The sequence below is a fragment of the Sphingobacterium pedocola genome (genome assembly GCF_015209965.1).
In the GTDB taxonomy this organism is placed as follows: domain Bacteria; phylum Bacteroidota; class Bacteroidia; order Sphingobacteriales; family Sphingobacteriaceae; genus Sphingobacterium; species Sphingobacterium pedocola.
The window spans coordinates 305,601-323,738 of the sequence record NZ_MU158689.1; the positions used below are offsets into that span (position 1 = coordinate 305,601).

17 protein-coding genes are annotated in these 18,138 nt (G+C 39.7%); 7 read left to right on the plus strand and 10 right to left on the minus strand.

The window, feature by feature from the left end; translation table 11 throughout:
- Positions 1 to 515: 515 nt before the first annotated feature.
- The 4 genes from C4F40_RS01195 to C4F40_RS01210 all read left to right on the plus strand — a co-directional run bounded on the left by C4F40_RS01195 (position 516) and on the right by C4F40_RS01210 (position 6,328).
- On the plus strand, positions 516 to 1,844 hold the full coding sequence (locus C4F40_RS01195; protein ID WP_196937548.1) for a rhamnogalacturonidase: 1,329 nt from the start codon (positions 516 to 518) through the stop codon (positions 1,842 to 1,844).
- A gap of 40 nt (positions 1,845 to 1,884) precedes the next feature.
- Positions 1,885 to 4,659 (plus strand): rhamnogalacturonan lyase family protein, encoded by a 2,775-nt coding sequence (locus C4F40_RS21515; RefSeq protein ID WP_231389880.1) that lies wholly within the window; start codon positions 1,885 to 1,887, stop codon positions 4,657 to 4,659.
- Between the two features lie 109 nt (positions 4,660 to 4,768).
- Positions 4,769 to 5,536 carry a rhamnogalacturonan acetylesterase gene (locus C4F40_RS01205; protein WP_196937549.1) on the plus strand — a complete coding sequence of 256 codons (768 nt, stop codon included), beginning with the start codon at positions 4,769 to 4,771 and terminating at the stop codon, positions 5,534 to 5,536.
- Between the two features lie 3 nt (positions 5,537 to 5,539).
- Positions 5,540 to 6,328 (plus strand): rhamnogalacturonan acetylesterase, encoded by a 789-nt coding sequence (locus C4F40_RS01210; protein WP_196937550.1) that lies wholly within the window; start codon positions 5,540 to 5,542, stop codon positions 6,326 to 6,328.
- Positions 6,329 to 6,360: 32 nt separating this feature from the next.
- On the opposite strand, the gene C4F40_RS01215 is transcribed toward C4F40_RS01210, so the two are convergent.
- The 6 genes from C4F40_RS01215 to C4F40_RS01240 form a co-directional block, all read right to left on the minus strand.
- Positions 6,361 to 7,125 carry a DUF4197 domain-containing protein gene (locus C4F40_RS01215; RefSeq protein ID WP_196937551.1) on the minus strand — a complete coding sequence of 255 codons (765 nt, stop codon included), beginning with the start codon at positions 7,123 to 7,125 and terminating at the stop codon, positions 6,361 to 6,363.
- Between the two features lie 109 nt (positions 7,126 to 7,234).
- The gene (locus tag C4F40_RS01220; protein WP_196937552.1) at positions 7,235 to 8,071 is read right to left on the minus strand and encodes an endonuclease/exonuclease/phosphatase family protein; all 837 of its coding nucleotides are present in this window, start codon (positions 8,069 to 8,071) and stop codon (positions 7,235 to 7,237) included.
- Between the two features lies 1 nt (position 8,072).
- Positions 8,073 to 8,831, minus strand: a complete 759-nt coding sequence (locus tag C4F40_RS01225) for a glycerophosphodiester phosphodiesterase family protein (RefSeq protein ID WP_196937553.1) — start codon at positions 8,829 to 8,831, stop codon at positions 8,073 to 8,075.
- A 158-nt stretch (positions 8,832 to 8,989) separates the two neighbouring features.
- Positions 8,990 to 9,787, minus strand: coding sequence for a phosphodiester glycosidase family protein (locus C4F40_RS01230; RefSeq protein WP_196937554.1), 798 nt, complete (start codon positions 9,785 to 9,787; stop codon positions 8,990 to 8,992).
- 94 nt (positions 9,788 to 9,881) lie between these two features.
- Positions 9,882 to 10,535, minus strand: coding sequence for an HD domain-containing protein (locus tag C4F40_RS01235; RefSeq protein WP_196937555.1), 654 nt, complete (start codon positions 10,533 to 10,535; stop codon positions 9,882 to 9,884).
- A gap of 3 nt (positions 10,536 to 10,538) precedes the next feature.
- Complete coding sequence (locus C4F40_RS01240; RefSeq protein ID WP_196937556.1) at positions 10,539 to 11,702, minus strand: THUMP domain-containing class I SAM-dependent RNA methyltransferase; 1,164 nt, start codon at positions 11,700 to 11,702, stop codon at positions 10,539 to 10,541.
- Positions 11,703 to 11,769: 67 nt separating this feature from the next.
- Between C4F40_RS01240 and C4F40_RS01245 the strand changes: the two genes are divergently transcribed.
- Entirely contained in the window at positions 11,770 to 12,147 is a 378-nt protein-coding gene (locus tag C4F40_RS01245; RefSeq protein ID WP_196937557.1) for a DUF3127 domain-containing protein, read from the plus strand.
- A 129-nt stretch (positions 12,148 to 12,276) separates the two neighbouring features.
- On the opposite strand, the gene C4F40_RS01250 is transcribed toward C4F40_RS01245, so the two are convergent.
- Positions 12,277 to 13,284: an acyltransferase gene (locus C4F40_RS01250; protein WP_196937558.1), complete on the minus strand. Its 1,008-nt coding sequence runs from the start codon at positions 13,282 to 13,284 to the stop codon at positions 12,277 to 12,279.
- A 115-nt stretch (positions 13,285 to 13,399) separates the two neighbouring features.
- On the opposite strand from C4F40_RS01250, the gene C4F40_RS01255 reads away from it, so the two are divergent.
- Positions 13,400 to 14,185, plus strand: a complete 786-nt coding sequence (locus tag C4F40_RS01255) for a hypothetical protein (RefSeq protein WP_196937559.1) — start codon at positions 13,400 to 13,402, stop codon at positions 14,183 to 14,185.
- Positions 14,186 to 14,198: 13 nt separating this feature from the next.
- The gene (locus C4F40_RS01260; RefSeq protein WP_196937560.1) at positions 14,199 to 15,299 is read left to right on the plus strand and encodes a toxic anion resistance protein; all 1,101 of its coding nucleotides are present in this window, start codon (positions 14,199 to 14,201) and stop codon (positions 15,297 to 15,299) included.
- 31 nt (positions 15,300 to 15,330) lie between these two features.
- On the opposite strand, the gene C4F40_RS01265 is transcribed toward C4F40_RS01260, so the two are convergent.
- The 3 genes from C4F40_RS01265 to C4F40_RS01275 form a co-directional block, all read right to left on the minus strand.
- The gene (locus tag C4F40_RS01265; protein ID WP_231389881.1) at positions 15,331 to 15,864 is read right to left on the minus strand and encodes a fumarate hydratase; all 534 of its coding nucleotides are present in this window, start codon (positions 15,862 to 15,864) and stop codon (positions 15,331 to 15,333) included.
- A 4-nt stretch (positions 15,865 to 15,868) separates the two neighbouring features.
- Complete coding sequence (gene fumC / locus C4F40_RS01270) at positions 15,869 to 17,266, minus strand: class II fumarate hydratase (protein WP_196937561.1); 1,398 nt, start codon at positions 17,264 to 17,266, stop codon at positions 15,869 to 15,871.
- 188 nt (positions 17,267 to 17,454) lie between these two features.
- Positions 17,455 to 18,024, minus strand: a complete 570-nt coding sequence (locus C4F40_RS01275) for a hypothetical protein (RefSeq protein ID WP_196937562.1) — start codon at positions 18,022 to 18,024, stop codon at positions 17,455 to 17,457.
- Positions 18,025 to 18,138 lie beyond the last annotated feature (114 nt).

An 18,138-nucleotide genomic window follows, 5' to 3' on the forward strand; every position in this document is an offset into this window, starting at 1 on the left:
TGACGGCATAGTTTACAAATTTGTCATTGGTACTTTAGCGGGACTAAAAAATACTGCCTCGAGTCCCTAAATCCGATTCTCCAATTCCGGTGATAACAAACTTTTTACAATTGTCAAAAATGAGGATTGTGATGAGCTGCATCGTAATAAACCCCTCTCTGTCTATTTTTATAATGTAAAAGTGGTGCGAAGCAGGACGCTACAGGTTGCTTGTGCAGGATATAGTTGATAGCTTTATTGGTAAGTCAAAAAAATTATAAATCAGAAGTTATCAACCAAAAATCAGTGGCTGTCAATTTTTTAAGACCGTGAGGCAGATAACGTTCGATGTTAACGCATATTGAAACCAAGATGTACATCATATTATCATAAAAATACAATAAATATTAACATCGAGCTCTCATTTGCTAATTAAAGAAAAATAAATAGATGAAACCATCGTGATTTAAGCCGTTGAAAATATACTTTAATGAAAAATCTGATAGCTTCATCACATTAAAAAACAAATTATACTGATGAAAAGTAAAATCCTAATAGTTGTAATGGCCGTCGTTGCCATCTGTTTAGTTCAGGAATCAAAAGCACAAGATCGCTTTCCGGATGGTACACTGGTGCCCGATTGGTTTCGTCAGGACAATCCTACGGACATTAATACGTTAGGAAAGCCCTATCGCATCACCGATTTTGATGTCGTAAACGACAGTACGATCATTCAGACTGCAAAAATACAGGCGGTTATTGATCAGGCGCATCAAGCAGGTGGTGGCGTGATTGTTATTCCAAAAGGAATCTATTTAAGTGGTTCATTGTTCTTCAAACCGAAAACGCATTTGCATTTAGAAGAAGGTGCAGTGCTGAAAGGAAGTGATGATATCAGCAATTTTGAATTATTGACCACGCGTATGGAAGGACAGACGCTAAAATATTTTGCCGCATTGGTCAATGCCGATGCCGTCGATGGTTTTACAGTTTCGGGCAAGGGTACCTTAAACGGGAACGGATTGCGGTATTGGAAAGCTTTTTGGCTTCGTCGTGCGTTTAATCCCAAATGTACCAACATGGACGAGATGCGCCCGCGGGTATTGTACGTGTCCAATAGTAAGGATGTTCGTATTTCGGGTATAAAATTGATTAATTCACCATTTTGGACTTCCCATTTCTATAGATGTGAAAATTTAAAACTGGTGGACTTGCATATTTTTGCCCCTGAAAAGCCAGTCAAAGCACCAAGCTCTGACGCGGTAGATTTGGATGCCTGTCACAACGTACACATCAAGAATTGTTACATGTCTGTCAATGATGACGCTATTGCATTAAAAGGAGGTAAAGGCCCTACTGCAGATAAAGATGAAAACAATGGACCTAATTACAATATTATTATTGAAGATTGCTCCTTTGGATTTTGTCATAGTACATTAACTTGTGGTAGCGAGTCGATTCACAGCTATAATATTATATTCAGACGTAATACCGTAGATAAAGCAAAAAAAGTATTGCAGTTGAAGATGCGTCCCGATACTCCGCAACTATATGAAAACATTTTAGTAGAAGACATCACCGGTAATGCCGCAAGTTTTCTTCACATTAAACCATGGACACAGTTTTTTGACTTGAAAGGTGAGAAAGGTATTAAATTATCGCATGCAAAAAATATAACAATGCGTAATATTAATTTGGATTGCGATATCGTCTTTGATGTGAATAATTCCGATCAATACGTCCTGTCGGATTTTACCTTTGAAAATATGGTGATCACAGCAGATAAAAAGCCGGAAATCTACCAAGAATATATTTCTAATTTCAAGCTCAAAAACGTAACTGTAAACGGAAAAAAAATTAAATAATATAACTAAACTCCCAACTGAAGTTATAATTTAACAGATTATGGACAGAAAACTAATTGCCTTACTCCTCCTATCTATTTTGATAAACGGAGTATATGCCCAACGTAAGATGGAGTTTCTTAATAGGGGGGTGGTCGCGGTAAAAACTTCCGAAAAATCGGCTTTCATTAGTTGGCGTCTTCTTGGGAAAGAAAATTTGGAATCCTCTTTTAATATCTATCGACAATATGATAATGGGCCGCATAAAAAATTGAATAAGTTGCCCTTGGATAAGGGAACCAACTTTAGTGATCAGGAAGCTGATTTTACAAAAGAGGTTACTTATTATGTAGCCAAGGTTAACGGAGCCATAGAAGCAGATAAGGAAGCCTTTGTAATAAAAAAAGGAGAGATCGTACGACAGTACCTCGAGTTGAAATTAAATACACCCCTAAATTATACTCCCGGTGATATTTCCGTCGCAGATCTAGATGGTGATGGGGCATATGAAATCATTGTACATCAGACAGGAAGAGGTGCCGACAATTCACAAAAAGGATTGACATCCGAACCTATTTTACAGGCTTACAAATTGGATGGTACGTTTTTATGGGAGATTAATCTAGGTAAGAATATTCGGGAAGGGGCACACTATACGCAGTTTATGGTATACGACCTCGATAGTGATGGACGTGCCGAGTTAGTCTGCAAGACGGCGGACGGAACGAAAGATGGAACGGGTCGGTTTATTGGGAATCCAGAAAAGGATTGGCGTGATATGGTACAGTCATCAGGTAATTTTGGTCGTATTCTCGAAGGACCGGAATATTTAACGGTGTTTGACGGACTCAGCGGAAAGGAGATTCATACCGTCAACTATGAACCAGGTCGGGGCGATAATTTACGTGCTTGGGGGGGCTTAGCGACGGGGGGATCTAGTGATGATAATGGCAATAGGGCTGATCGATTTTTAGCTTGTATAGCCTATTTAGATGGTGAAAATCCTAGTGTGGTAATGACCAGAGGGTATTATGCGAGATCAGTTTTGGTAGCATGGGATTATAAAGATAAAAAACTGGTGAAGCGATGGATATTTGATTCTAAAGATAGCAAAAATTCATTTTCAGGACAGGGTAACCACGGTCTAACCGTAGCCGACGTGGACGCCGATGGAAGAGACGAAATTATTTTCGGATCGATGTGTGTAGATGACGATGGCACTGGACTATATTCTACTGGACTGGGACACGGTGACGCACTCCATGTAACAGATTTGGATTTGAATAATCCGGGACTGGAAGTGTTTGGTATCCACGAACGTAAGAAAATTGGCGCAGCACTTTTCGACGCAAAGAGTGGTAAAATCCTTTTTGAAGGGGCTATTGATGCGGATGTGGGGCGTGGGGCGGCTGCTAATATCGACCCGGAGGTCAAAGGAGCTTATCTGTGGTGGTCTGGTTCGCGTCAGGTGTATAATACCGAAGGAAAAGCTGTCGGACCTGCTCCAAGGACTGCAAATTTTTTGATTTGGTGGGATGGTGATTTAAGCAGGGAATTGCTGAATGGTAACTATATCGAGAAGTATAAACAAGGTAGAATTTTTACGGCTGAAGGTGCTAGCTCAATCAATGGAACCAAAAGTACACCTAATCTAAGTGCAGATATATTTGGGGATTGGCGGGAGGAGCTTATCCTTCGTGCTGATGATAATCAATCGTTACGCATCTATACAACGACAATCCCAACAAATCATAGGTTGTACACCTTAATGCACGATCCACAATATAGGTTAAGTATCGCTTGGCAGAATGTAGCGTATAATCAACCTCCACATACTGGTTTCTATTTGGGGACAGGTATGGACAAGCAAAGTCCTCCGAATATTAGCATAGTGCGAGGTGATCGATCCGTTAGTAAAAAAGTGCCAAAGCCACTTTTTAGAGATACTATTTACGATGGTGCGGCGGATCCGGTAGTCATCTGGAATAAAGCGGAGCATAAATGGTTTATGTTTTATACCAACAGACGTGCAAAAGCGATCGATTTACCAGGGGTAAGTTGGGTACACGGCACTGCTATTGGTATTGCCGAGTCTTCCGATGGAATCGAATGGACCTATAGAGGTATTGCTGATATACAGGCTCCGCATAGTATAGAAACACAGTGGGCACCAGAAGTTATCGAAGATAGTGGCACTTACCACATGTATCTTACCGTTGTTCCGGGTATTTTTACAGATTGGAAGCATCCGCGCAACATTCAACACTTTACCAGTACAGATCTGTTGCATTGGAAGTATGAGTCGACGTTAGCGTTGGCTAATGAGAAAGTGATCGATGCATGTGTGTTCAAACTTCCCTCCGGAGAATGGCGTATGTGGTACAACAATGAGATGGATGGTAAATCTGTTTACTATGCCGATAGCAAGGATTTATATCAATGGGAAGATAAAGGTAAAGCATTAGCTACAAGGGGTGAAGGGCCAAAAGTTTTTGAATGGGAAAATTCCTATTGGATGGTGGTAGACACATGGAAGGGTATCGCTGTATATCGATCCGCCGATTTGACGCATTGGGAAAGACAAGAGGGCCTACTTTTGCAGACTGGGGGTACAGGAAAGGACGATCAAGTTGTCGGGGGACACCCAGATGTAATTATCCATGAAGGACGCGCTTTTATTTACTACTTTACGCATCCAGGTAAAACACCCGAAAATGCAGGAAAAGATGGATTCGAACAAAGAAGAAGTAGTATTCAGATGGCTGAATTACTGTTGGAAGATGGGAATATCATCTGTTACAGAGATCAAGCACTGTTTATGAGTTTGAATAAGTAAAAAGTGATAAATTGAAACACAGCACCAAACTTATCTGCTCCCAAAGCGCAAGCGCATAGGATGATAGGAATCAGATATTAGGAGTTAAGGTGAATTAAAATATTGATAAATGAAAAGAGACACTACAAAATGGGTAACGGTAATATTGAGTGTGGTCCTGCTCTCATTTGGCATACAGCGTAAACCGACTATCTTCCTTATTGGAGATTCAACGGTACGTAATAACAATGACCAGTATTGGGGCTGGGGCACACTATTGTCAAATTTTTTGGATACGACGGAAATTAATGTCGCAAACCATGCAATGGCCGGTAGGAGTACCCGTACCTTTGTTAAAGAGGGGCGTTGGGCGCGGGTAGATTCTCTATTTAAACCAGGAGATTACCTGTTAATCCAATTTGGGCACAATGAAGGGAGTAAACCGGATACTTCACGTCAGGGATATAGGGGCGTGTTACGAGGGATTGACCAGGATTCGATTGTATTGGATTGGGGCGAAGGAAAAACCGAAGTGGTTCGAACCTATGGAGAGAACCTCCGACGATTTATTATTCAGGCGAAGTCTAAGGGTGTACAACCGGTGGTCTTGTCCATGATTCCACGAAATCAATGGGATGCCCAGGGAAATGTAAAACGGGCAGATCAAGATTTTGGGCTTTGGGCGAAGCAGATCGCGGAAGAGCAGGGGGTACCGTTTGTAGATTTGAACCGTATCACAGCCGACAAATACCAACAGATGGGGCCAAATGAAGTGAAATCCAGGTATTTCCCTGGAGATCATACGCATACCAACAAAGCGGGCGCTGAACTGAATGCAGCGTCTGTCATAGAAGGCCTGAAAGCTTTAAACCATCCCATTGCTAATTATTTAAACTAAATAATGAGACTAAAGAATATTGTATATGCTACTGCATTGCTATTTGTTACAATCCTTAGTTTGTCGTTCGTCGCCGATAGCAAGAAACCTACACTTTTTGTAATTGGTGATTCGACGGTAAAAAATGGCCAGGGCAACGGGTCAAATGGGCAGTGGGGATGGGCAAGTTTTATAGCAGATTACTTTGATTTGAACAAAATTTCTGTTGAAAACCGAGCTTTAGGAGGTACTAGTACACGTACCTTTTACAACAATCCTAAGCTGTGGCAAAAGGTGCTAGACGAAATCAAGCCCGGTGATTTTGTTATCATGCAATTTGGTCACAATGACTCCAGTCCGATTGTGGATACATCACGGGCAAGGGGCTCGATAAAAGGCAACGGGGACGAATACCAAGAAGTTTATAATCCGCTCCTTCAACAACGCGAGATGGTATACAGTTATGGATTCTATTTGCGCCGATTTGTTAAAAACGTACAAGATAAAGGCGCTACGGCCATTGTCTGCTCGCCGATACCCCGTAATGCCTGGATAGGAGAGACGGTGCGGCGTTCAGATTACGCTTCGTGGGCACAAGAAGCGGCACAGCAATCCAATGTTTTGTTTATTCCTCTTCAGGACAAAGTAATTGAAGTGTACGAAGGACTTGGTCAAGCGGAGGTAGCGGGTAACTATTTTGGTGAGAAGGATGCTACGCACACCCTCAAAGCAGGAGCAGAACTCAATGCCAAGCTGGTAGCGGAATATCTTTCCGTTCAGCCGAAATTGGAATTGCGAAAATATTTAAAGTAACAAAAAAGGATTAGTTAGCTAATCCTTTTTTGTTACTTTTGGTTATCTACCCATCCGAATACTTTTTGCAGTACACCGGTATTACGGGATCCTGCTATATTTTGTCTGATCTTTAGTTCTTCTTCAGCGACCTTTACAAACAATCCGTTTATCGCTTTTTGAGTAACATACGCATTTAGATCCGTGGTTACTTTATTAGATGTAAGGGGAAGATTGTTGTAAGCTGACGTTAACTGTGTCCAATAGGTACTTACATTATTTTTGCCCAAAGCGGATTCCACAATGGGACTAAATTTGGAAGTCAGCGTGGTCGAAGTTGTCCTCTTGAAAAAGGTAGTTGCTGCATCTTGCTGTGTTCCGAGTAAGATATTAAATGCATCTGTTACCGTCATTTGGGATAGCGAATTGACGAATACAGGAGCAGCTTCTTTTACGGCCGATTCTGCCGCCCGGTTTAAACTGGTAACAAAGTTATCTACCAATGATCCCATTCCTACGGAGCGCAACGCTTTCTCGACTTGTTGTGCTTCCTGTGGCATCAAGATTTTTACCGCCGCATTACCCAAAAAACCATCTTTGATGGATAGTGCATTGATACTATTATTTAATCCGTTGCCCAACGCCTGTTTAATGCCTGTTACCGCTTCAGTCTGTGTAACCGAGCCTGTTGTTGTTGAGGGTGAAGTAGCCCCCGCTGTAGTATTGGGTATAGAGCTCGCAATTTGGCTCACTGTTTCACAGCCCAAAAATAAGGGTAAGGTAACTACACCTAAGGCAAGTAATGGAGATATTTTCATATGTGTATTATATTGCACTCACGTTCACTGTTTATCTTGTTGCAAACATACTAATACTAAAGCATTTTTTAACTATAATAATAAGCTGTCATAGGGTCTCGCGTATATTTTATTGCCAAGCCAGTCGAGTCGTAACGGGGAAATGGTCGGAAGGATATTTGCCCATGTAGGTGTCAGTTAAGATGCCGTATTTTTCTACGTTAAAATGAGGGGTGATAAAAATATGATCTATCCTACCGGTAGGTTTTATACTTTTTCCCCAATTATTAAAGGTAGAATTAGGCGTATAGACGATTTTGGATTTGGTAAATACATCTTCTACGACTCCGCTGTTTGCGAGCGTAAAATAGGCTTCATCTGTTTCATTTACATTAAAGTCGCCCGTAAGAATAAGCGGAAGCGCAGTAGCAAATTCTGTTGCTTTGTTGAGTATCAGCTTCGCACTTTCTTTTCGCGCCTGTACACCCACGTGATCGAAATGCGTATTCATTAGGATGAACGATTTGTTGTTTTTTTTATCTCTAAAAATACCCCAGGTACAGATTCTGGGAAGTGCAGCGTCCCATCCTTTATTGGGTTTTTCTGTATCTGTAGCAGAGAGCCAAAACGTTCCACTTTTAAGTACATCAAAACGGTTTTTATTATAAAAAATGGCAGAATGTTCTCCTTTTTCTGCTCCATTATCACGTCCTACGCCCACATAATCAAAGTCGGGGAGCAATTGTTGGATATCCTCAACCTGATCTTGAAAACCTTCTTGTATGCCGAAGATATCAAATTCATGATAGGTAATCAGATTGCACACAGCTTCTTTTCGATCTTGCCAAAGATTGCCGACATCGCCGTCAGTTTTTAAACGGATATTGAAGGATGCTACATTGATCTCTTGTGCGAATAGCGAGAAGTTCGAAAGCACAAAAACGATAAAAATGACTAATCGACTCATGTTATTTTGTTAATAGCTTTTGTAGTAGTTCGGGCTCGTCTGTTGTGATATAATCAAAGCCTTCGTCTATAAAATAGTTCATATCCCCTTGCGTATTCACCGTCCAGACATTGGTTTTCAGGCCCAAGGTTTTTGCTGAAGCCACCCAAGCTGTATTTTTTTTGAAAACCGAAAGATGGTAGTCTATTCCCGTCAGCTTGGCCTCTTTTATCTCTTGAGGACTCTTATCTCCGTTTAAATAATGTATAAGAATGTTTTTATCTAAAGCTCTAAAATGCAAACATGCATCATAGCTAAAAGCGATGAATTCGGTTAGGGATTCCGCCTTAAGTTTTTTTATGAGGTTGAGGCTAATCTCTACCGATTTAAGCGTGCGATCTACACCGAGTTTATTAGTCTTCAGTTCGAAGATGAGCTTTGTCTTGTTCTGTTTTAAACCTTCTTTCAGATAGGCTTCAGCGGTAGATATCTGCTCACCATTTGCATGTTTCTTTGCTAATAGCTCTTGATATGTTGCCGTAGCAATGTCTATTCCCTGAAAATCGTTGTCGTGATTTACAACCAATACATTATCTTTCGTAAGATGAACATCAAATTCAGCTCCCCACAATCCCTGTGCAATGGCGTCGCGGAGTGCAGCAATAGAATTTTGTGGAGACTTTGTATTCTTCCAAGCACCTCGATGTGCTATAATTTGAGTTTGTGCCTGTACTATAATAGATAAACAGAGCATAATTCCTACAATACTTAATTTTTTCATTAGAATTTGATCATTTGGTGAGCTCGCTTCCCCTCCAGATGGACAGGCGAGTTCAGCTTAGTTTGTTTTTTAAGATGATTAAGCAGTTATAAACAGCTTCGTTGATTTGTGGACACCATATGTATGATGGCTTTATCCGTTTATTTTTGTTTAAGTAATTATTCTTGAATATAAATAATATTAGCCACAGCACGTTCACCTTGATGGTCAAAAATTTTATTGTCGCTCGGATAATTCACCACACCATGATCAGGCTGTCCTTTTATATACATTGTAGTGCTTCCCCCTCCGTCGAGGTTCATGGCATGGTCGCAGCCGTACCATTGAAATAAATAGGCTAATTCGTTTAAATTGAGTCCGTGCGATTGACTATTTCTACCATCTACGGTAAAAATAATGAGTTTGTTGCCTTTTTTTGCAATTGCAGTTCTCGGATGCCGATTGTCGTTGAATGGATTTGCATTTAGTTCAACGCGTGTGCCTTCTAAGAGAAGCAATGGTCCAGACAGAAGGATATTCGGATAGTTTTTTTCGGCGGATGGATGTTGTGTTGCATCCAGGATATAGGATTTTTTTCTATCGAAAGCGAAATAGCTATTCGCTCTTGCTGATGGTTTTACTGTGGTGTTAATGACCTTGTTGTCGATCTTAATAAAATCCACTGCACCACCGTTCTGTACATTGAAAAATCCGCCATTGATAGCTATCAGAGCCTTACTTTCTTGTGCGAATGTAGAAGTTAATTTTTTACCCGAGGAGATCCCTGCAAGTTTTAATTTTTTGATATATTTAGTTAAGTCAACCTCAATAATATTGATTTCTTGCTCGCTTTCAAAAAGGTCTTGAAAATGTGCTTGATGCCAAATTATCCCTTTTTTGATTTCAGTTTTGTTCCATTGCTTCTGGGTAAAGGTTATAGAATCTTTATTTTGAGCTTGTAAAGCTATATTTCCCATTAAGAGAAGGGAAAATACGAAAGGTACAAAGGGATTCTTATGGATCATAGTAATGCCTAAGTTACTGAATCTAATGTTAAGAGAAAATTACTTTTTATCTTTCTCCATTCCACTCTCCGTAAAATTGAGTTAGAAATTGCTCCATGAACTGATGACGTATTGCTGCGATTTGCCGGGCGGTGTCTGTGTTCATTCTGCCTTTTAGTAACAAGAGTTTTTCGTAAAAATGATTTATAGTAGGTGCAGTCGTGTTTTTATAAGCCTCCTTACTTTGTTTTTCTACGAATGGAACGTCTGGGTTGTAAATCTCTCTGTTTTTATATCCGCCATAGTTGAATGCTCGAGCTATACCAATCGCACCAATTGCATCCAGCCGATCGGCATCTTGAACAATTTCCAATTCCTTGCTGTGAAATTTAACTTCACCCAATGACGCCTTAAAAGACATGTTCAAAATAATCTGTTGTACATGTTGAATAGTCGAAGGATGGACACCTATAGATGTTAAAAAATCGCCTGCTATACTTGGACCGATAGTTTCATCTCCATTGTGGAATTTGCTGTCGGCTATATCGTGCAATAGCGCAGTCAATTCACATACTAAAGCATCGGCTTCTTCTGTTTGTAAAATCAACTTTGTATTATTCCATACGCGTTGAATGTGCCACCAATCATGTCCTGATTCAGCATTTTTCAGCCGATCCTGTACAAAAGAAGCCGTTTTTTCAATCAATTCTTGGCTTTGCATGGATTAATTATCTTTTGAGCCGTCATACAATTCATATTGCAATAACCGACAATCTAGCTTTCCGTTAAAGAATTCAAATCGTCGGGAAGCTTTCAACCCAATCTTTTTTGCTAGCTCCGGATTCCCGGTAAATACGTATCCTCTATATTCTTTACATTCCTGTTTCAAGAAGTCCCCAATTCTTTTATAGGTCACTTCTAGTTTGGAATGTGTGCCAAGACGTTCGCCATATTCAGGATTAAACATAATCACTCCTGGTCCTTGTGGAATTGTTGTGTCTGCAAAATCGCAGATTTCAAATGTGATTAAGTGTTCTACTCCCGCGGTACGGGCATTCATTTTAGCAATTTCAATCGCCTGATCGGAAATATCCGAAGCGATAATATGAGGCAAAATAGTTTTGTCGGCAATATCTTTTATTTTTCTTCGTTCTTCGAAAAAAACTTCTTCATCATATCCAATGAAATGCATAAAGGAGTAATTCATGCGTTGCAGACCCGGCATTCTTTTTTGCGCTAATAAAGCTGCTTCAATGGCGAGGGTTCCAGATCCACACATCGGATTTATAAACGGAGATTGGCCATTCCATTGGGTTGCCATGATAGTGGATGTTGCTAATGCCTCCAACATAGGCGCTTTGCCCGGATGCTTCCGATAGCCATGTTTTGCCAATGTCTCACCTGAAGTGTCCAAAAATATTTCGGCGCGCTCTTCCATCCAATGGAGGTGTATCACACATTTATGGTAGTCAGGACCCGAATCCGGACGCACACCTTTTTTATCCTTAATGCGATCAACAATAGCATCTTTTACTTTGACGTTTGCAAATAATGGTGTCGTGATCGTTTCGTTATGTACAGTGGAAGTCACCGAAAAATAACTATCAAAAGGTATAATGTCTTCCCACGCTATTTTGATCAAATTATCGTAAAGTTCTTTCGGATCACTAGCTCTAAAAGATTTTAATTCATATTGTACCTGACTTGCCGTTCTCAGGTTGAGATTCAGTTTGATACAGTCATTTACAGAAAGGAATAGTTCTACGCCTGTATTAAATGCACGTTTGATTTCGAAGCCCAAACTTTTGACTTCTTCTTGTAAGTAGGGCGAAAGCCTTTTGTTACACGTTATGATAACTTTACTCGGGGTGTTGAAAACTTCTGTCATATTTCTACAAAGTTAACTAATCTAAAACGCAAAAAATGTGTAATTTTATCGTTTAATATTTTTGATTATGGAAATTAGAGGAAAAGTGCACGAAATCGGTGCGATACAACAAGTTACAGAATCTTTTAAAAAGAGAGATTTAATCGTTGCTTACGCAGAGAATCCACAGTTTGTAGAATATATTCGCTTTGAATCAACTCAAGATAGGGTAAACATCTTTGATAATTTAGCAATTGGAGACGAAATTGAAGTTTCTTTCAATCTTCGTGGCCGTCCGTGGACAAATAAAGACGGAGTAACAACCTACTTCAACTCATTAGTCGCTTGGCGTGTGACTAAATTGGCTAATACAGGTGCCGCAGCTTCAGCACCAGGATTCGCTGAAACGCCAGCTCCAATAGATATTACTTCTTCGGGCGCAGATGATGATGATTTGCCTTTCTAATTAAGGCGTCTTCTGGCTTCGACGAATTTACCAATAAGAACTTTTACTATAAACAGCCGTTCTACCGATAGGTAGAACGGCTGTTCTCACAAATAGACGTCTCGTCTGCGGTTTATTAGATTCCTGATTTTAGCCACTTACATATTTTCCGTACGGAACTTTGCGGATGAAAAATGTAATTGCTATAGAAAGTAATAATGTAGAAAGCGTAGCCAAAGGTATTAACCAAGTTGTCGAAAAATGTTTAGCTAGGATAGGGTGGATATAATTTAAAGGTATGATATGGCTTAAGTAAACGCCAAAGGCATATTTATCTATAATAGCCATCCATTTTGGGATACGGATAGGGTTCCAGGTTTTGATTCCTATAAATACGAGGGAGGCAATAATTGCGGTATTTGGAGTCACGTAGTTAAAAAAAAGAGGGTCATATTTGTTTTTTTGCGCAGAGAGCTGGTGAGTTGCCCAGAAGGTAAAAACCACAACAACAAGATAGCCAGCCCAGATATACATCGGTCTCCAATTAATTTGTTTAACGGTTAAGTAATACCCCCATACTAAATATCCCATATAACCGGAGAAAAAGGTCAGATCAAATTTTGGAGTATATACGGTCCATCTTTTGTTCATGATTACCATGGCTATCAGCCAAAGTGCTAGAAATAGCTCTATCTCACGTACCGTAAGTTGTCGCATTAATTTTGCTAAAAACGGAATCGCGAGATAGAGCCCGATTATCATATATAGATACCATAGATGTGCATTCGCGCCGTGTAAGATTTTATCCACTGTAATCTCCCTAATTTGATGGGCAGAAAGATCTTGAAAATTGGTGTACCTATAGAAGTAATACAGAAGATAAATGATCGTCCAAAAAACAAAGGGATATAAAAGCTTGGGTAATCTATTTCTATAGAAGAGCATTGTATCTTCGGCTTTTGACAAAAGGAGCGCACCAGAGATCATAATGAATATGGGGACGGAACAGCGCGTGGCTGAATGAATTAAGTTGCTGTAGTTCCAGTTGAAGCCCATTGATTCATAGTTGTATAGATACCCCGTCGAGGCATGGAGAAGTATGACAAATACTGTCGCAATGACACGTAGGTAACTAATAAATACGCTTTTTTCGGACATAAGGTAAAAGTAAAGATTCTTGGAACAGGAATTGGGAATTTGAAATATAAAAATGCAAAAATGAACTTGAATTTATTTTTGCAACGTATTAATAAAAAAATAATTAAATTGCAGAATGGGTTGGGCAACTAAAAAGAATAAAACGTGGGAAGTTAGGCATCTGATGTGGACATTTACGTCTATTATCCTGTTTTTTCCCTTACCGGTTCATATTCACCCCTTCGTCATGATGTCCCAAGCGTCTAAAAGTAAAGTACGCTCTTGGTATGTAATAGCCTGGGCTTTGTTAATGGTCGAATTGGCACTCTTTGGATCTTTTGTCTTCTTCTTTGGCGCGATGTCTCAGGGAATGTTACTCACCTTGGGTGGTTCGGTTGTTTCTTATATTCTAGGTAATGGTCTATTATTAAACCAGGCGAAACCTTATCTCAAAAGATTGGAGCTGGGCGAAGTCAGGCAGCTTACCTGGATTGGGAGTGTGGAACGGCAACAACGCCTCGAATTAGCGCAGGCGAGCATGGAAAGTCCACAGTCGTTTGTGACTAAAATGCTACATTACCGCAAGGAGATTAATAACACAAATATTCATCAGCACATTGATAGAATAATACGTCTTTTTCATTTGTTAGAACAAAGAGATATGATGGAAGCGGAAAAATTTTTGGTACGTCATGGTACAGTAATCAACGTGCTCCGTCAATATGATGAACTTGAAAATACGCGTTTACATAATCAGGTGACTATAGACTCGAAAGTCAAACTGGAGAGTGTGTTGGCCCAAGCTGCTACAGCTATCGAGCAAGATGTCACGAATAGCATAAAATCAAGTTTGCTGGATGTATCTGCTGAATCGGATGTGTATATCCAAACATTAAAAAACAGAAACCTATTAAAAGAATAAGAAACTTAGAACTATGGCTACAATAGATTTAACGACATACGATGATAGTGCCGATAAAAACAACGAAATTCAAGTTAATTTTACGGACGAAGAAAAAGCACTCATCAAGCAGTATAAAGATAAGATCAATCTGAATTCAACGACGGATATTATCCAATTTGGTGTGTCGAGTCAAACGAAGGTAAGTAATTTTTCCAACGAGATATTGAAACAGGTTCGGACAAAAGATATGGGAGGGGCGGAAGATATTTTATTGAATCTCCGTTCGGATATTAAATCTTTTGATGAGAATCTAAAAAAGAAACCGCTGATTCCTTTCTTTGATAACATGAAGAAGAAAATTCAGCGTATGCGTACAGAGTATGCTTCGGTGGAAAAGAACATCCATCAGATTGAGCTGAAGTTGGAGGGACATTATAAAACCTTATTAAAAGACGTCAATATCTTTGACAAGCTTTTTGTAGAGAATCAGAATTATTTTAAAGAACTGTCATTACATATTACTGCAGGTGAAGAGAAGCTACAGGATGTGTATACAAATGTATTACCCCAATTGAAAAAGGAAGCCGAAGAGACCGGTGATCAACATAAGATACAGGCATACAAAGATACGGAGCAACATGTGGTACGTTTCGAGCGAAAGATACACGATCTGAAACTGACGCGTATGGTGGTATTGCAGACTGCACCGCAGATTCGTATGATCCAAAGTAACAGTAGCTCATTAATGGAAAAAGTACAATCGAGTATTGTCAATACGTTGCCCCTATGGAAAAATCAAATGGTATTAACATTAGGGATTGCTCATTCGCAACGAGCTTTAGAGGCGCAGAAGGCCGTGACGGATGCGACGAATGAGCTGTTGCGGAGGAATTCGGAAATGCTGAAGGAGTCTACTGTAAATATTGCGCGCGAAACGGAACGCGGTATCGTCGATATTGAAACCATTAAAAAGGCAAACTCTGATATTATTCAGACGATCGAACAAGTGTTGCAGATCCAACGTGAGGGGCGCGAAAAACGGAAAGTGGTTGAACAGGAATTGTTACAGGCGGAGACGGAATTAAAACAGAATATTCTGAAATCTTCGGATGACACAAAACTAATAAACTAGAAAAAGCAGCATAAAGCTGCTTTTTCTAGTTTTACATTTCCCATCTTTTCTTAGGAATACAGATGAGATCGGAAACTTTACGCAGCACGATTGGTCGCAAATCAAATTTGTTTTCCAATACAACAGAATCTGCGGAATGGTGAACAATTTTAAATCGCGGCAGATATTGACCTTGTTTATAGCACCCTGAAATTTTTTGTTTCCAGTTTTCTTTGGTATAAATGCCTTCTACAATCATACTGTCTCCTCGCACGACATAAACAGCTTTCGCATATTCTGTCCATTTCCCATCTTTGTAACAGCTGTCTGGCATTGTCTTCGTTTTGGCATGTACATGCATAGTGGTGTACACCGAATCGCAAGAAAAGATAAACTCGTGCAACGTATAGTTAAGCATCTGATCCTGATGAGGAATACTATCTTGCACCCATGTGCCGTGTAGATAGGAAGTTCCTTCTGTTTGCATTTCAGAATGACGTTGGCAACCAGCGGTACTAAAAAGCATACCTACTACGGAAAGTAGGCATGTTTGAAAAAAAAGATATTCCTTAAGGTATTTGCTCACTAGACTATTTTAAGGTACCTACCATCTCTTCGGGTTTTACCCACTCATCAAACTCTTCAGCAGTTACATATCCCAAAGAAATAGCGGTTTCTTTCAATGTACTGTTGTTTTTGTGCGCGGTTTGAGCAATCTCCGCAGCCTTATAGTATCCTATTTTTGTGTTTAAAGCCGTCACTAACATCAATGAATTATCTACCAGTTCTTTGATGCGTGCATAATTAGGTTCGATACCTTGTGCACAGTGCTCGTCAAACGAAACACAGGCATCTCCGATTAAGCGTGCCGACTGTAAAAAGTTTGTAGCCATTAACGGTTTGAATACATTAAGTTCATAATGTCCTTGAGTACCGCCAATAGTGATCGCGACATCATTGCCCATTACTTGTGCTGCTACCATGGTAAGGGCTTCACATTGTGTAGGATTTACTTTACCCGGCATAATGGAAGAACCGGGTTCATTTTCAGGAATTATAATTTCACCGATACCCGAACGAGGTCCTGAAGCCAACATACGAATGTCATTGGCGATTTTATTTAAGGAAACCGCTAATTGTTTAAGCGCTCCGTGAGACTCTACGATAGCATCATGTGCAGCTAGCGCTTCAAATTTATTTTCGGCGGTTACAAATGGAAGGCCAGTAAATTCAGCAATATACTTAGCGACGACAACATCATATCCATCAGGAGTATTCAAACCTGTTCCTACCGCCGTACCTCCTAACGCTAATTCGGATAAATGAGCTAAGGTGTTTTTAAGAGCCTTTAATCCGTAATTTAATTGCGCAACGTAACCGGATAGTTCTTGTCCTAAAGTCAAAGGAGTAGCATCCATCAAGTGTGTACGGCCAATCTTTACGACATTCATGAACTCTTCGGATTTGCTTTTCAAGGTATCCCGTAATTTTTCAACTCCAGGGATTGTTACCTCAGCTACAGTTTTGTAGGCAGCAATGTGCATGCCTGTTGGATAAGTATCATTCGAGGACTGCGACTTGTTTACATCATCATTCGCCTTCAATACAGGTTCTCCTTCGCCTATTTTACCGCCGGCCAAAACCTGAGCGCGGTTCGCTACTACCTCATTGACATTCATATTAGACTGTGTGCCCGAACCAGTTTGCCAAATTACCAATGGAAATTGATCGTCCAACTTTCCAGCTAATATTTCATCACAAACGGCAGCAATAGCATCGCGTTTTTCGATAGGTAATACATTCAACTCGTGATTAGCATATGCAGCAGCTTTTTTTAAATATGCAAAGCCTTCTATGATTTCTTTGGGCATAGAAGCCGAAGGGCCAATTTTAAAGTTGTTACGTGAACGTTCGGTCTGTGCTCCCCAGTATTTGTCTGCGGGAACTTGAACTTCGCCCATGGTATCTTTTTCTATTCTGAATGACATATGTTTTAAGTAAAAAAGTAAAAATTATCTAAGGATTAGCTTGTTAAAGCTCAGTTTAAATGATGTAAATTTGTATAGCTGTAAATGCATTAAAGATCCCAGTTTCTTGCTCGCTAATATCTAAATGCGCGTACATAATATCAAGACAAAGTTACGGAATTCAAAACACAAACATAAAAATTAGTGAATTATGTGCCCAATCGTTTGGAGAGCTGCTCGTTGACATGATGGTACAATTGTTTGGGTTTTAAGGTACGCCAAGGCATTTGGTCAAATACGCCTCCAAAGTTTATAAAATAGTCGATATTATGTGTTTTAAATTCTTCAATCACATGTGCTCTAAAGTTAAGAGCTGCAATCCACCCATCTTCGATATCCTGAAACCATTCTTCGTAGTAAGAATCGTCTGAAGCATGAAAATTCAGCACATTTTCACCGATGAGTATAAATTTGGTGATGCCCTCACCAATCATGAGGTCTATCACTTCTCGTTTCAGTGTCATAATATCATTGTAAATGGTGTCATTCCATTCGCCCATGAACTCAATCACGGTATATCTACGATCGTAATCTACATAAAGAACTTTTAAATAAAGGGTTTGCGATCCGAAATGATCCCATTGTGGGTGTAATAGAAAATTGTAAATCTGTTTGTCATATTCAAATTCATTATGAACTGTTCCATAAAAGGGCGAACGCTCATCCTCTGATGAAATATAATCATGGCGCCAATTGTAATATGGTTCTATTTCGTGCACGTATTGTTTTTTGATTAAGTTTGTACTGTTCCAAGCTATTCATTCTCTAAAACAGTTTGGAACTCATTTTGTAGGATAAAGTTAATTAATCTTGCTGAAGAAATTAAAATAACT

Coding starts and splice junctions, on each gene's coding strand:
- C4F40_RS01260 (WP_196937560.1), top strand. CDS start 14,199: ATGGCTACAATAGATTTAACGACATACGATGATAGTGCCGATAAAAAC.
- fumC (WP_196937561.1), bottom strand. CDS start 17,266: ATGTCATTCAGAATAGAAAAAGATACCATGGGCGAAGTTCAAGTTCCC.
- C4F40_RS01245 (WP_196937557.1), top strand. CDS start 11,770: ATGGAAATTAGAGGAAAAGTGCACGAAATCGGTGCGATACAACAAGTT.
- C4F40_RS01240 (WP_196937556.1), bottom strand. CDS start 11,702: ATGACAGAAGTTTTCAACACCCCGAGTAAAGTTATCATAACGTGTAAC.
- C4F40_RS01215 (WP_196937551.1), bottom strand. CDS start 7,125: ATGAAAATATCTCCATTACTTGCCTTAGGTGTAGTTACCTTACCCTTA.
- C4F40_RS01250 (WP_196937558.1), bottom strand. CDS start 13,284: ATGTCCGAAAAAAGCGTATTTATTAGTTACCTACGTGTCATTGCGACA.
- C4F40_RS01230 (WP_196937554.1), bottom strand. CDS start 9,787: ATGGGAAATATAGCTTTACAAGCTCAAAATAAAGATTCTATAACCTTT.
- C4F40_RS01225 (WP_196937553.1), bottom strand. CDS start 8,831: ATGAAAAAATTAAGTATTGTAGGAATTATGCTCTGTTTATCTATTATA.
- C4F40_RS01205 (WP_196937549.1), top strand. CDS start 4,769: ATGAAAAGAGACACTACAAAATGGGTAACGGTAATATTGAGTGTGGTC.
- C4F40_RS01235 (WP_196937555.1), bottom strand. CDS start 10,535: ATGCAAAGCCAAGAATTGATTGAAAAAACGGCTTCTTTTGTACAGGAT.
- C4F40_RS21515 (WP_231389880.1), top strand. CDS start 1,885: ATGGACAGAAAACTAATTGCCTTACTCCTCCTATCTATTTTGATAAAC.
- C4F40_RS01195 (WP_196937548.1), top strand. CDS start 516: ATGAAAAGTAAAATCCTAATAGTTGTAATGGCCGTCGTTGCCATCTGT.
- C4F40_RS01210 (WP_196937550.1), top strand. CDS start 5,540: ATGAGACTAAAGAATATTGTATATGCTACTGCATTGCTATTTGTTACA.
- C4F40_RS01255 (WP_196937559.1), top strand. CDS start 13,400: ATGGGTTGGGCAACTAAAAAGAATAAAACGTGGGAAGTTAGGCATCTG.
- C4F40_RS01220 (WP_196937552.1), bottom strand. CDS start 8,071: ATGAGTCGATTAGTCATTTTTATCGTTTTTGTGCTTTCGAACTTCTCG.